Annotated in this window: 14 protein-coding genes; 10 read left to right on the plus strand and 4 right to left on the minus strand. The window is 67.5% G+C overall.

Translation table 11 applies throughout. The annotated features are described in order from the left end of the window. Positions 1 to 92: 92 nt before the first annotated feature. Positions 93 to 932 (minus strand): SDR family oxidoreductase, encoded by an 840-nt coding sequence (locus AC5Y30_RS14545; RefSeq protein ID WP_499919165.1) that lies wholly within the window; start codon positions 930 to 932, stop codon positions 93 to 95. A 355-nt stretch (positions 933 to 1287) separates the two neighbouring features. Here AC5Y30_RS14545 and AC5Y30_RS14550 point away from each other — a divergent pair, with 355 nt between their 5' ends. Beyond that, the gene (locus tag AC5Y30_RS14550) at positions 1288 to 1845 is read left to right on the plus strand and encodes an MPT63 family protein (protein ID WP_499919167.1); all 558 of its coding nucleotides are present in this window, start codon (positions 1288 to 1290) and stop codon (positions 1843 to 1845) included. A 95-nt stretch (positions 1846 to 1940) separates the two neighbouring features. Next, complete coding sequence (locus tag AC5Y30_RS14555; protein ID WP_499919169.1) at positions 1941 to 2879, plus strand: lysophospholipid acyltransferase family protein; 939 nt, start codon at positions 1941 to 1943, stop codon at positions 2877 to 2879. 11 nt (positions 2880 to 2890) lie between these two features. Here the strand turns inward: AC5Y30_RS14555 and AC5Y30_RS14560 are convergent, their stop codons facing one another. Together AC5Y30_RS14560 and mbp1 are read right to left on the minus strand one after the other, a co-directional pair. Then, positions 2891 to 3646, minus strand: coding sequence for a winged helix-turn-helix domain-containing protein (locus AC5Y30_RS14560; protein WP_499919170.1), 756 nt, complete (start codon positions 3644 to 3646; stop codon positions 2891 to 2893). A 200-nt stretch (positions 3647 to 3846) separates the two neighbouring features. After that, positions 3847 to 4086 (minus strand): microaggregate-binding protein 1, encoded by a 240-nt coding sequence (gene mbp1, locus AC5Y30_RS14565; protein ID WP_499919171.1) that lies wholly within the window; start codon positions 4084 to 4086, stop codon positions 3847 to 3849. Positions 4087 to 4429: 343 nt separating this feature from the next. Between mbp1 and pyrH the strand changes: the two genes are divergently transcribed. From pyrH to rlmN, 4 genes are all read left to right on the plus strand, one after another. Beyond that, positions 4430 to 5263: a UMP kinase gene (gene pyrH, locus AC5Y30_RS14570; RefSeq protein WP_499919172.1), complete on the plus strand. Its 834-nt coding sequence runs from the start codon at positions 4430 to 4432 to the stop codon at positions 5261 to 5263. A gap of 65 nt (positions 5264 to 5328) precedes the next feature. After that, complete coding sequence (gene frr, locus AC5Y30_RS14575; protein WP_067130836.1) at positions 5329 to 5886, plus strand: ribosome recycling factor; 558 nt, start codon at positions 5329 to 5331, stop codon at positions 5884 to 5886. A 32-nt stretch (positions 5887 to 5918) separates the two neighbouring features. Then, positions 5919 to 6845 (plus strand): phosphatidate cytidylyltransferase, encoded by a 927-nt coding sequence (locus AC5Y30_RS14580; RefSeq protein ID WP_499919173.1) that lies wholly within the window; start codon positions 5919 to 5921, stop codon positions 6843 to 6845. A 33-nt stretch (positions 6846 to 6878) separates the two neighbouring features. Further along, entirely contained in the window at positions 6879 to 7973 is a 1095-nt protein-coding gene (rlmN, locus tag AC5Y30_RS14585) for a dual-specificity RNA methyltransferase RlmN (protein ID WP_499919810.1), read from the plus strand. Between the two features lie 22 nt (positions 7974 to 7995). On the opposite strand, the gene AC5Y30_RS14590 is transcribed toward rlmN, so the two are convergent. Further along, the gene (locus AC5Y30_RS14590) at positions 7996 to 8250 is read right to left on the minus strand and encodes a DUF2631 domain-containing protein (protein ID WP_499919174.1); all 255 of its coding nucleotides are present in this window, start codon (positions 8248 to 8250) and stop codon (positions 7996 to 7998) included. Positions 8251 to 8371: 121 nt separating this feature from the next. On the opposite strand from AC5Y30_RS14590, the gene dxr reads away from it, so the two are divergent. The 4 genes from dxr to AC5Y30_RS14610 all read left to right on the plus strand — a co-directional run bounded on the left by dxr (position 8372) and on the right by AC5Y30_RS14610 (position 12984). Further along, the gene (gene dxr / locus AC5Y30_RS14595) at positions 8372 to 9595 is read left to right on the plus strand and encodes a 1-deoxy-D-xylulose-5-phosphate reductoisomerase (protein ID WP_499919175.1); all 1224 of its coding nucleotides are present in this window, start codon (positions 8372 to 8374) and stop codon (positions 9593 to 9595) included. Between the two features lie 19 nt (positions 9596 to 9614). Continuing rightward, positions 9615 to 10838 (plus strand): M50 family metallopeptidase, encoded by a 1224-nt coding sequence (locus tag AC5Y30_RS14600; RefSeq protein WP_499919176.1) that lies wholly within the window; start codon positions 9615 to 9617, stop codon positions 10836 to 10838. A 75-nt stretch (positions 10839 to 10913) separates the two neighbouring features. Further along, positions 10914 to 12080, plus strand: a complete 1167-nt coding sequence (ispG, locus tag AC5Y30_RS14605; RefSeq protein ID WP_499919177.1) for a flavodoxin-dependent (E)-4-hydroxy-3-methylbut-2-enyl-diphosphate synthase — start codon at positions 10914 to 10916, stop codon at positions 12078 to 12080. 49 nt (positions 12081 to 12129) lie between these two features. Then, entirely contained in the window at positions 12130 to 12984 is an 855-nt protein-coding gene (locus AC5Y30_RS14610; RefSeq protein ID WP_499919178.1) for a GNAT family N-acetyltransferase, read from the plus strand. Positions 12985 to 12998: the final 14 nt, after the last annotated feature.

A 12998-nucleotide genomic window follows, 5' to 3' on the forward strand; every position in this document is an offset into this window, starting at 1 on the left:
CCGCACTGGTCACGTCGATGCCATCCTGCGTTCGGGCTGTACCCCGGTGAGCGCACCGTTACACGTTGCCAGGCGACCCGGAGCCCCGCCGCCTACAGAATCGGTCGCCCGCCGGTCACCGCCACCCGCGCACCGGAGATGTAACTCGCGTCATCGGAGGCCAGCAGCACATAGATCGGGGCGAGTTCAGCGGGCTGACCGGCGCGTCCCAGCGGCACGTTGTCGCCGAACGACTCCACGCTGTCCGGCGGCATGGTCGACGGGATCAATGGCGTCCATATCGGTCCTGGAGCCACACTGTTGACCCGAATGCCCTTGTCGCCCAATAGCTGGGCCAGGCTGGCCGAGAAATTGGCGATGGCGGCCTTCGTCGCCGCGTAGGGCGCCAACGTGGGATTGGGCGTATCGGAATTGACCGACGAGCTGCCGATGATCGACGAGCCGGGGCTCATGTGCGGCACGGCCGCCTTGACGAGATAGAAATACGCGCCGATGTTGAGCCGGAAGGTGTACTCCCACTCCTCGTCGCTGATCTCGTCGAGACTCTTGCGCATCATCTGATACGCGGAGTTGTTGACGAGGATGTCCAGGCCGCCCAGTTCCTGCACCGCCCGGTCTACGACGGCGCGGCAGTGCGCGGGGTCGGAGAGATCGCCGGGCACCAGCACGCATTTGCGCCCGGCGCTGGTGACGTAACGGGCGACGTCGCGCGCGTCGTCGTCCTCGTTGAGGTAGGCGATCAGCACGTCGGCGCCTTCGCGCGCGAACGCGATCGCGACCGCGCGTCCGATGCCGCTGTCGCCGCCGGTGATGATCGCCCTTTTGCCCAGCAGTTTTGCCGATCCCTGGTAACTGTTTTCACCACAATCGGGAATCGGGTCCATTTGCGCCTGCACACCGGGAACGGATTGTTGTTGCGCTACAAAACCCATGCGATTTCCTTTACCGATTCAACGTGATTTGTGATCCTCAATCGCGCTCCGCGTTGCACGTGACTGCTCCCTTCGCGGCCGCCTTGAATAGGCCCTCGACCGCTTCGAGGCCGGATCGGCCCTAGCGCACCGATTACCCTTCGGCACTCGGCCTAATCGTCACGCGCGGCTGTGAGTAATGATGCATTTGTTATCACCTGATGCGAAAGATACTGCTCAAGAATGCAATCGAATTTCCGCCGCTGACCACGTGATATCACTGCCGATGTTTAAGACGGCGGCGGGTTGGCTATTTTGCTGGCTATACCTCTATGCCCTTCAGGGGGGCAATTGTTCGATACGAAAGGAATGAACAATGAAGGTCACCAAGACTGCCGTCGCGACAGCTGCCGCTGCCGGGGGGATAGCGGTGGCGACCCTTTTCGCGACGCCCGCTTCTGCCGCGCCCAACATTCAGGGGTTCGGCACCAGCGAGCAGCTCGTCGACGGGCCGCTGATCACCAACTACACGGTGAGCAACCTGCAGCCCAGCAATGTCACCATCCCCGGCTACACGCCGAAAGGCACGCTGTACCAGGCCGACGTCACCGCCAGGTCTGACGGCGGGCTGGTAACTCCCATGGTCAACGATTTCATCGCCCGCGGTCCCAACGGCCAGAACTACCGGGTGATCGACAAGGTCGGTGCCCCTAATGGGCTCAACCCGGCGCCGATCTCCCAGGGCAACGAGTCGACCGGCACGCTGTACTTCGACGTGACCGGCGCGCCGCCGAACGGTGTCGTCTACAACGACGGGATGCAGGACATCCTGATGTGGACGTCGAACATGCAGGGTGGCTCGGAGCCTGCCGCGCCGAACAGCCCGGCACCGGCACCTGGTGCCCCGCCCGCACCGGCGCCGCACACCGCCTAAACGGGTTGCAAATGCTCCCCGCGCCACGCCGAGTGGCGCGGGGAGATTTGCGTCCGGGGGAATCGTGCGCGCCCGAATCGGGTACCCGGTACGGCATGAGTAACCCGGATCACAGGCCGGCGCCGGTACGCGCCCAAGCGAGGCGGCAGGCCGAGGACGCCCGCGCGGCGATGGAAGAACGGCGTGACAACCAAGCAGGCGGGCTGAGCGGCTGGGTGGCCGAGCGTGCGGCGCGATGGGACCTTTCCGGCCAGGACGAGACCACCCTGCAGCGACAGAAATATCTGTGGAATGTGCTGGTGGACTACTGGTTTCGGATGGAAATCGACGGGTGGGAGAACATTCCGGAGAAGCCGCCGGCGCTTCTGGTGGGGATTCACTCCGGGGCCCCATTCGTCTGGGACGCCTGGACCGTTGGCCTGCAATGGTGGCGGCGGTTCGGGCAGGAGCGGCCCCTGCACGGCACCGCCCACGATGCGCTGATGGCAATCCCCTTGTTCGGGCGGTACTTCCGAGCGATGGGGGTGCTGCCGGCCGCGCCCGACGCGATCGCCACCGCATTGGCGGAAGGCCGTGACGTGGCGCTGTGGCCCGGCGGGGAAGTGGACTCATTGCGCCCGTGGACCGAGCGCGATCAGGCCAACCTGGCGGGACGGACCGGCTTCGTCAAGATGGCGATTCGGGCCGGCGTACCGATCGTGCCGATCGCGACCGTCGGCGGCGCCGACGCGATGCCTGTGCTGATCCGCGGTGACCGGTTGTCGAAAACCCTGCGCCTGGACCGTATCTTGCGGCTCAAGGTATTTCCGTTGGCCGTCTCGTTGCCCTGGGGGATCGCACCGGCGGCACTGCCGCAGCTGCCCCTGCCGGCCAAGATCAGAACCCGGTTCATGCCCGCCGTGGAACTCGACAACGATCCCGCGCGAGCGGACGACGACCAATACGTCGAACGCAAATACCACGAGGTGCAAGACGCGATCCAGGACGGAATGGATGCGCTGGCGCGCAAGCGTGCGTTTCCGCTCTTTGGCTGATCGACTGCTGCTCAGGGCTCTGCTGGTTCCGGATTCATCGGACCACGCGCGGGAGTTGTCGTCGAGGTCCAGATCGGTGTGAGCCTCGAGCCGGCGACCCATTCCGGTTGCGGCGGCGTTGCGGCTCGGTAGCCGACTCCGCGGACGGTGTCGACCATGAATCGGTGGCGCGTACCGAGCTTGGCGCGCAGCCGCCGGATGTGCACGTCGACGGTCCGCGCCTTGCCGGTGCTGTCGTAGCCCCATGCCTCTCGCATCAGCCGGGTTCGCGTGAATGCCTGACCGGCGTGCTGCACGAGGAAGTTCAGCAGTTTGAACTCGGTGAGCGTCAAACCGAGGTCGCTGCCGTCCAGCGACGCGGTGGAACTGGCCGGATGCAGAAGGAGGTCGCCGAACTTCAGGCTGCCCTCGACCGCGCTGCGCCGGCGGCTGATCGCAAGGCGCAACCGGGCCTGTAACTCTTCGGCGCCGGTGCCGGGCAGCATCACGTCATCGAAGTGGGAGTCGACTTCGACGGTGGCACCGTCGGCCGGTGCTACGAGCGCCACTACCGCGGTGCCGGGGTTGTCGGTCGTCAGCCGAGAGCTGACATCCTGGGCCATCGCCATGTTCGTGCGCGCATCGACGATGGCGATGTCGGCCATGGCGCACTGCCCGTCGGTGTCCGCCGTCAGGCTGGCGCGCCGCATCGGTTGCGCGAACGTCGACAACGGGAGGGCAGATTCGAAGTCGTCCTCGTCGGTGAGCACCACCACGTCCAACCGCATCTCCTAACCTCGTGACGTCCCGGTTCCCCCCGGTCCGTAGGCACCTCTGCGGAGATGTCGTACAGCGCTAGCCGTGGGTACCCAGCTCGTCCGAAACTATGCAAAAGCTATGCGACTTGAGGTCAGTACTGGCCGATGCGCCTGCGGACAACGACGGGCCCGGCCCGTTTTCACGGACCGGGCCCATCGTCTACGACGTGCTACTGGGCGTCTTTCTGGCGCTCCTCGGCCGCCTTGGCGCCGCCGCGCGCGGCCTCCGCTTCGGCTTCCTTCTTCGCCGCGTCGCGCTGCGCCTCGGCCTTGTCTTGCTGCGCCTGGCCCTCGCGGGTGAGGTCATCACGACCGGCCACCGCGCCTACGGCCTCCTTGGCCTTGCCTTTGACGTCTTCGACGACGCCTTTCACAGCTTCGGCAGGTCCGGACTTGTTTTCTTCAGCCATGGAAGTGCTTCCTCCTCGTTGGCGTACTCTGAGCGATCCATTGCTCAACGGCGATCGCGAGCGATCGACCCGGTCATACGGCGAGGCCGGTCCTCATTGCTTAAGACCGCATCTCTGCCGCGTTGATGCGGATTCCCATGCCATCCGTGGCTCAAACGCGCGTCGGCAGAAAGCACATCGGCGTGAGGTATTTCGGTACCGCCAGACTCGAAAATTGGTCCGGCGCTCCAACTGTGCGCATAATGCACCCCGTCGAGGCCGCATTGTGCTGCGATGAGGCAGGATGTGAAATGCCGTTCCGGATTGAGGTCGCCCGGGATGGCACTCTCATGCGAGGAGTCTGATGACGGAGTCCAGGGAGCCCCAAGTCGCCGGCTCGGCGGCTCCGAGGCCGGAGCCGGCAACCGGCGGCAACGGCGTATCGACATCTGCACCGGAAAACGGATCGGGTTCTGGCCAGCCGCTCGGCAGGGCGAGGTATTCGCGGGTGTTGCTCAAGCTCGGCGGTGAGATGTTCGGTGGCGGCCAGGTCGGCCTGGACCCCGATGTCGTGGCGCGGGTGGCGCGACAGATCGCCGAGGTGGTTCGCGGCGGCGTCCAGGTCGCCGTCGTAATCGGCGGCGGCAACTTCTTCCGGGGTGCCCAGCTTCAGCAGCGCGGCATGGAACGCACCCGTTCGGACTACATGGGCATGTTGGGCACCGTGATGAACAGCCTGGCGCTGCAGGACTTCCTGGAGAAGGAAGGCATCGTCACCCGGGTCCAGACCGCCATCACCATGGGTCAGGTCGCGGAGCCCTATCTGCCCCTGCGCGCCGTGCGCCACCTCGAGAAGGGGCGCGTGGTGATCTTCGGAGCCGGTATGGGACTGCCGTACTTCTCCACGGACACCACCGCCGCGCAGCGTGCCTTGGAGATCGGCGCCGAAGTGGTCCTGATGGCCAAGGCCGTCGATGGCGTGTTCGACGCGGATCCGCGGCAGCATCCCGATGCCGAATTGATCGCCGCGATCAGTCATCGTGAGGTCATCGACCGCGGGCTACGAGTGGCCGATGCAACCGCGTTCAGCCTGTGCATGGACAATGGCATGCCGATCCTGGTGTTCAACCTGCTGACCAATGGCAATATCGCCCGGGCGGTCGCTGGTGAGAAGATCGGGACTCTGGTCACCACCTGAAACCGACGACGCGATGACGTGCCGTGGGAGGACGTGCAGCGCAGCAATGAAGAGGAGCGACGCACATGATTGACGAGGCTCTCTTCGATGCGGAAGAGAAAATGGAAAAGGCCGTAGCCGTTGCCCGCGACGACCTGTCGACCATCCGGACCGGGCGTGCCAACCCGGGCATGTTCTCGCGGATCGTGATCGACTATTACGGCGCGGCCACGCCCATCACGCAACTGGCCAGTATCAACGTGCCCGAGGCGCGCCTCGTCGTCATCAAGCCCTACGAAGCCAGTCAGGTGGGCGCGATCGAGACGGCGATTCGCAATTCCGACCTCGGCGTCAACCCCACCAACGACGGCACCCTGATCCGGGTGGCGGTCCCGCAACTCACCGAGGAGCGCCGCCGGGAGCTGGTCAAGCAGGCCAAGGGCAAGGGGGAGGACGCCAAGGTCTCGGTGCGCAACATCCGCCGCAAGGCGATGGAGGAGCTGCACCGGATTCGCAAGGACGGCGAGGCCGGCGAGGACGAGGTCGGCCGGGCCGAAAAGGACTTGGACAAGACCACCCACCAGTACGTCACCCAGATCGAAGAGCTGGTCAAGCACAAAGAAGGCGAACTGCTGGAGGTCTAGCGACCGCTCAGCAGCTAAGTTCATCCACACCAGTGGCCACTCCAGAACCCGGCGCAACCGACCCGCCCGACGATCCAGCGCGCGCCGGCAAGGACACCGTCGCACAGCCGGCCGGAAAGGCATCCCGGGCCGGACGCGACTTGCGCGCCGCCATCGCGGTGGGCACGGCTATCGGCGGCGTCCTGGTGGTGACACTGGTGTTCGCGCCGCGGTTCTGGGTCCCCATCGTCGCCCTGGCCATCGTCGTGGCCACCCATGAGGTGGTCCGGCGGTTGCGCGAAGCCGGCTACGTCATACCCGTGATCCCGCTGCTGGCGGGGGGCCAGCTCACCGTCTGGCTGACCTGGCCCTTCCACGCCGCGGGCGCACTGGCCGGCTTCGGCGTCACCGTCGTGGTGTGTAACGTGTGGCGGCTGTTCATGCGGGACAGCCGCACACGGACGGAGCCGGCCGACGGCTCTTCGTCCAACTACCTCCGGGACGCCTCGGCCACCGTGTTCCTGGCCGCGTGGGTGCCGCTGTTCGCGTCCTTCGGCGTGCTGCTGGTCTACCCGCACGACGGGGCGGGGCGGGTGTTCTGCCTGATGATCACCGTCGTCGCCTCCGACACCGGCGGATATGCCGTGGGGTCGCTGTTGGGCAAGCATCCGATGGTCCCGGCGATCAGCCCCAAGAAGTCCTGGGAGGGATTCGCCGGTTCCCTGGTGTTCGGAATCACCGCGGCGACGCTGACGGCGACCTTCCTGGCCGGCAAGCCGCCGTGGATCGGCGCGTTGTTGGGCGTTGTCCTGGTGCTGACCTGCACGCTCGGCGATCTGGTGGAATCGCAGGTCAAGCGCGATCTCGGCATCAAAGACATGGGCCGGCTGCTGCCCGGCCACGGCGGCCTGATGGATCGGCTCGATGGGGTGCTGCCATCGGCGGTCGCGGCCTGGACGGTGCTGACACTCGTTCGCTAGGCCGGTCCGAACGTGACCGATACTGGACAGGTCATGGTTCAACAGTTGGTTTTCTCCGAGCCCCGCCCCGGCAGGCCGCCGCGGCACCTGGCCGATCTCGACGAGGACGGCCGCGCGTCCGCCGTCGCGGAGCTGGGCCTGCCGGCGTTTCGCGCCAAGCAGCTGGCGCATCAGTACTACGGCCGCCTGATCGCCGATCCGCGGCAGATGACCGATCTGCCGGCGGGATTGCGCGACGCCATCGCCGAGACGATGTTCCCCATTCTGCTGACCGCGGCCTCCGACGTGACCTGCGACGCCGGCCAGACGCGGAAGACGCTGTGGCGGGCCCTCGATGGGGTCACCGTCGAGTCGGTGCTGATGCGCTATCCGCAACGCAACACGGTGTGCATCTCGTCGCAGGCCGGCTGCGGCATGGCGTGCCCGTTCTGCGCGACGGGTCAGGGCGGGTTGACCCGCAACCTGTCGACGGCCGAGATCCTCGAACAGGTCCGCGCCGGCGCCGCGGCCCTGCGCGACGACTTCGGCGACCGGCTGTCCAACGTGGTGTTCATGGGCATGGGGGAGCCGCTGGCCAACTACGCCCGCGTGGTCGCCGCGGTGCGGCGCATCGTCGCCCCGCCGCCACAGGGATTCGGTATCTCGGCCCGTTCGGTCACCGTGTCGACGGTGGGCCTGGCGCCTGCCATCCGCAAACTCGCCGACGAACGCCTCGGCGTCACGCTCGCGCTGTCGCTGCACGCGCCCGACGACGAACTGCGCGACACGCTGGTGCCGGTCAACAATCGGTGGAAGATCACCGAAGCCCTCGACGCCGCACGCTATTACGCCGATGTCACCGGACGCCGGGTCTCGGTGGAGTACGCGTTGATCCGCGACGTCAACGACCAGCCTTGGCGCGCAGATCTATTGGGGCAGCGGCTGCATCGCGCGCTCGGGCCGCTGGTGCACGTGAACCTGATTCCGCTCAACCCGACCCCGGGAAGCGAGTGGGACGCCAGCCCGAAAGCCGTGGAGCGGGAGTTCGTGCGGCGGGTCCGCGGCAAGGGCGTCTCGTGCACGGTGCGCGACACTCGCGGACGCGAAATCAGCGCCGCCTGCGGACAGCTGGCCGCCGAACGCGGATGAACCGCGAGGCGACCGGTGACGGCTACCTGATCCAGCCGCGGCGACGGCCCCACAGGTCGCGGATCAGAGCCACCAGGATCAGCGTCGCAAAACCGATCAGGAACCAGTTCTCGATGTGGCCGACGTGGTTGCCGCGCAGCATCGCCAGCAGGAAGCCGAAGCCGACCAGTCCCGCGATGTGCCAGCTCCGGTGGTTGATCCGGCTCCAACCCCACGCTGCCGACGGGACCTCGACGGCATCGACGCCGCTGACGTGCTCCACCTCGGTACTGGCCACGGCGAAATCCCCTTCGGATCGGATTGGCTTGTCCTTGGAGAATTCTGGCACACCCCCGGGCGGGCTAGGGGGCGTGGCCCGGCAGATGGCCCCGGTCGGTGCCGGGCGGCACAATGAGTGGGTGACCAACCCGATGACCGACGGGCAAACGCGGGAGCGGCTCCGCGTGCTGGTGCTGGGCAGCACCGGCTCCATCGGCACCCAGGCGCTGGACGTCATCGCCGCCAACCCGGACCGCTTCGAGGTGGTCGGCCTTGCGGCGGGGGGCGCCAACCTGGACATGCTGTTGCGCCAGCGCGCCGAGACGGGTGTGACCAACATCGCGGTCGCCGACGAAGCGGCGGCGCAGCGGGCCGGCGACATCCCCTTCGCCGGGCCCGAAGCGGCCACCCGGCTGGTCCAGGAGACCGAGGCCGACGTCGTGCTCAATGCGCTGGTGGGGGCGTTGGGCCTGCGGCCGACGCTGGCGGCGCTGGAGTCGGGCGCCCGGCTGGCGCTGGCCAACAAGGAATCGCTGATCGCCGGCGGTCCGCTGGTGCTCCAGGCCGCCAAGCCGGGGCAGATCGTGCCGGTCGACTCCGAACATTCCGCGCTGGCGCAATGCCTGCGCGGCGGGACCGCCGACGAAGTCGCCAAGCTGGTGCTGACCGCCTCCGGCGGCCCGTTCCGCGGCTGGACGGCCGCACAGCTCGAGGACGTCACCCCGGAACAGGCGGGCGCCCATCCGACGTGGTCGATGGGCCCGATGAACACGCTGAACTCGGCCTCGCTGGTCAACAAGGGGCTCGAGCTCATCGAGACCCACCTGCTGTTCGGCATTGCGTATGACCGCATCGAGGTGGTCGTGCACCCCCAGTCGATCGTTCATTCGATGGTCACCTTCGTCGACGGCTCGACGCTGGCCCAGGCCAGCCCCCCGGATATGAAGCTGCCGATCTCGCTGGCCCTGGGCTGGCCGCAGCGGGTCCCCGCTGCGGCCGCGAGCTGCGACTTCAGCACGGCCTCTAGCTGGGATTTCGAGCCCCTGGACGACGAGGTGTTCCCCGCCGTTGAACTGGCCCGATACGCCGGGCAGACCGGTGGCTGCATGACCGCCGTCTACAACGCGGCCAACGAAGAGGCGGCGGAGGCCTTCCTCGCTGGCCGGGTCGGGTTCCCCGCGATCGTCAAAACCATCGCCGACGTGCTGCACGCCGCCGACCAGTGGGCACCCAAATTTGGGGAAGTACCCGCTAACGTGGATGAGGTACTCGACGCGCAGCGCTGGGCACGTGACCGGGCGCGGCGTTCCGTCGCACAAGTCCAGCCCGCCAAGGTGTCAGCAAAAGCCTCCGGAGTGGTGTGAGAAAGGTCCAGCAGACCAGATGATGTTCGTTATCGGCATTGTGCTGTTCGCACTGGCCATCCTGATCTCGGTGGCCCTGCACGAGTGCGGGCACATGTGGGTTGCGCGCGCGACCGGCATGAAGGTGCGGCGCTACTTCGTCGGCTTCGGCCCCACCCTGTGGTCGACCCGGCGCGGGGAGACCGAGTACGGCCTCAAGGCGGTTCCGCTGGGCGGCTTCTGCGACATCGCCGGAATGACCTCGGTGGAGGAGCTGGCGCCCGACGAGACCGACCGCGCCATGTTCAAGCAGAAGGTGTGGAAGCGGGTGGCGGTGCTGTTCGCCGGTCCGGCCGCGAACTTCGTCATCGCCCTGGTGTTGCTCTACGGCATCGCGCTGATCTGGGGCCTGCCGAACCTGCATCCGCCGACTCGGGCGGTGGTCGGCGAAACCGCTTGCGTGGCACCGGAAGTGGCGCCGGGCAAGGTCGCGGACTGCACCGGGCCCGGTCCGGCGGCGCTCGCCGGTATCCGCCCAGGCGACGTCATCGTCAAGGTGGGCAACACCCCGGTTTCGACCTTCGAGGACATGGCCGCCGCGATCCGCAAGCTGCACGGCAACGTCCCGATCGTCGCCGAGCGCAACGGCACGACCATCACCGCCTACGTCGACGTCACAACCACCCAGCGCTACCTGAGCACCGGGTCCGACGCCAAGGGCGGTCGGCAGCAACCCTCGACGGTCGGCGCCATCGGCGTCGGCGCGGTCAAGGTCGCGCCCACGCACTACGGGCCATTGACGGCGATCCCCGCCACCCTCGCCTTCACCGGTGACCTCACTCGCGAGGTGGGCAAGGCGCTCGTCGCGATCCCGACGAAGGTCGGTGCGCTGGTGCACGCCATAGGCGGCGGGCAGCGCGACCCGGAGACGCCGATGAGCGTCGTCGGGGCCAGCATCGTCGGCGGCGACACCGTCGACCACGGGTTGTGGGTGGCGTTCTGGTTCTTCCTGGCCCAGCTGAACCTGATCCTGGGCGCGATCAACCTGGTGCCGTTGCTGCCCTTCGATGGCGGCCACATCGCCATCGCGGTGTTCGAGAAGATCCGCAACCTGATCCGGTCGGCCCGTGGCATGGTCGCGGCCGCGCCGGTGAACTACCTCAAGCTCATGCCCGCGACGTACGTCGTGCTGGTGTTCGTGGTCGGCTACATGCTGCTGACCGTGACCGCCGATCTGGTCAACCCGATCAGGCTCTTCCAGTAACGAGACCGAAGGAATCAACACCGTGACCCGCGCCGGCGACGATGCAGAGTGTAGCGATGAGGAGGAGTGGCGCAAATGACCATTGGCCTGGGCATGCCGCAGACACCGGCGCCCACGCTCGCTCCCCGGCGTACCACGCGCCAATTGATGGTCCGTGACGTCGGGGTCGGCAGCGATCATCCGATTTCCGTGCAGTCGATGTGCACCACCAAGACGCACGACGTCAACACGACGCTGCAGCAGATCGCCGAGTTGACCGCGGCCGGCTGCGACATCGTCCGGGTGGCCTGCCCGCGTCAGGAGGATGCCGACGCGCTGGCCGAGATCGCCCGCCACAGCCAGATCCCGGTTATCGCCGACATCCACTTCCAGCCCAAGTACATCTTCGCCGCCATCGACGCGGGGTGCGCCGCGGTGCGGGTAAACCCCGGCAACATCAAGGAATTCGACGGCCGCGTGGGCGAGGTCGCCAAGGCCGCCGGTGCGGCAGGCATCCCGATCCGCATCGGCGTCAACGCGGGCTCGCTGGACAAGCGGTTCATGGAGAAGTACGGCAAGGCCACCCCCGAGGCGCTGGTCGAGTCGGCGCTGTGGGAGGCCTCGCTGTTCGAGGAGCACGGCTTCGGCGACATCAAGATCAGCGTCAAGCACAACGACCCGGTGGTGATGGTCGCCGCCTACGAGCAGCTGGCCGAGCAATGTGACTACCCGCTGCACCTCGGGGTCACCGAGGCCGGCCCCGCGTTCCAGGGCACCATCAAGTCCGCGGTCGCCTTCGGCGCACTGCTGTCGCGCGGCATCGGCGACACCATCCGGGTGTCGCTGTCGGCGCCGCCGGTCGAGGAAGTCAAGGTCGGCATCCAGATACTCGAATCGCTGAACCTGCGGCCGCGCGGTCTGGAAATCGTGTCGTGTCCCTCGTGCGGGCGCGCGCAGGTCGACGTCTACACGCTGGCCAACGAGGTGACCGCCGGGCTGGACGGCCTCGACGTGCCGCTGCGCGTGGCCGTGATGGGCTGCGTCGTCAACGGCCCGGGGGAGGCCCGCGAGGCCGACCTGGGCGTCGCGTCGGGAAATGGCAAGGGCCAGATCTTCGTTCGTGGCGAAGTGATCAAGACGGTGCCCGAAGCCCAGATCGTCGAGACTTTGATCGAAGAGGCGATGCGAATCGCCGCGGAAATGGGCACCGACGGCGGACCGGATGCAACATCGAGCGGTTCACCTGTTGTCACCGTAAGCTGATTATCGCCAGCGCCCGGTCGAAGAGTTCGCACCACAGAGAGTTCGCCATATGTCGGCTCCGCCCCTGTTCCGCCTTGTCGGTGAGCGACGGGTGTCCGTGGTGCGCGACGCGGCCGCCGTCTGGCGGGTGCTCGACGCCGACCCCGTCGCGTCGTGCATGGTCGCGGCGCGGGTGGCCGACCACGGCATCGATCCCAATTCCATCGGCGGCGAACTGTGGACGTTGCGCGGTGCCGACGAGTCGCTGTGCTTCGCCGGCGCCAACCTGATCCCGCTGCGCGGGGCGCCGGCCGATCTGAGCGCGTTCGCCGACGAGGCCATGCGTGGGACGCGGCGCTGTTCGTCGCTCGTCGGCCGGGCCGAGCTGGTGATGCCGATGTGGGAGCGGCTTGAGGCGGCCTGGGGCCCGGCGCGTGACGTGCGCGACCACCAGCCGCTGCTGGCGTTGTCCAACCACCCCTGCTGCGAGCTCGACCCCGGGGTGCGACAGGTCCGGCCCGAAGAGCTGGACGCCTACCTGGTGGCCGCCGTCGACATGTTCATCGGCGAGGTGGGTGTCGACCCGCGGGTCGGCGACGGCGGACGCGGCTACCGGCGACGCGTCGCCAGCCTGATCACGGCCGGTCGCGCCTGGGCGCGGTTCGAGCACGGCCAGGTCGTCTTCAAGGCCGAGGTCGGCTCGCAGTCTCCGGGCGTGGGCCAGATCCAGGGCGTATGGGTGCACCCGGAGTGGCGTGGGGCCGGCCTGGGCACCGCCGGCACCGCGACGGTCGCCGCGGTGATCGTCGGCACCGGGCGAACCGCCAGCCTGTACGTCAACGACTTCAACACCGTGGCGCGCGCCGCGTACGCCCGCGTGGGCTTCACCGAGATCGGCACCTTCGCCACGGTGCTGCTCGACTAGCAGCGCCTTCTGCA

It is taken from the genome of Mycobacterium sp. NGS27 (assembly GCF_059813005.1).

Bases quoted from the DNA above. Each gene is read 5' to 3' on its own strand.
- AC5Y30_RS14545 (WP_499919165.1), bottom strand. From the start codon at position 932: ATGGGTTTTGTAGCGCAACAACAATCCGTTCCCGGTGTGCAGGCGCAA.
- AC5Y30_RS14550 (WP_499919167.1), top strand. From the start codon at position 1,288: ATGAAGGTCACCAAGACTGCCGTCGCGACAGCTGCCGCTGCCGGGGGG.
- AC5Y30_RS14555 (WP_499919169.1), top strand. From the start codon at position 1,941: ATGAGTAACCCGGATCACAGGCCGGCGCCGGTACGCGCCCAAGCGAGG.
- AC5Y30_RS14560 (WP_499919170.1), bottom strand. From the start codon at position 3,646: ATGCGGTTGGACGTGGTGGTGCTCACCGACGAGGACGACTTCGAATCT.
- mbp1 (WP_499919171.1), bottom strand. From the start codon at position 4,086: ATGGCTGAAGAAAACAAGTCCGGACCTGCCGAAGCTGTGAAAGGCGTC.
- pyrH (WP_499919172.1), top strand. From the start codon at position 4,430: ATGACGGAGTCCAGGGAGCCCCAAGTCGCCGGCTCGGCGGCTCCGAGG.
- frr (WP_067130836.1), top strand. From the start codon at position 5,329: ATGATTGACGAGGCTCTCTTCGATGCGGAAGAGAAAATGGAAAAGGCC.
- rlmN (WP_499919810.1), top strand. From the start codon at position 6,879: ATGGTTCAACAGTTGGTTTTCTCCGAGCCCCGCCCCGGCAGGCCGCCG.
- AC5Y30_RS14600 (WP_499919176.1), top strand. From the start codon at position 9,615: ATGATGTTCGTTATCGGCATTGTGCTGTTCGCACTGGCCATCCTGATC.
- ispG (WP_499919177.1), top strand. From the start codon at position 10,914: ATGACCATTGGCCTGGGCATGCCGCAGACACCGGCGCCCACGCTCGCT.
- AC5Y30_RS14610 (WP_499919178.1), top strand. From the start codon at position 12,130: ATGTCGGCTCCGCCCCTGTTCCGCCTTGTCGGTGAGCGACGGGTGTCC.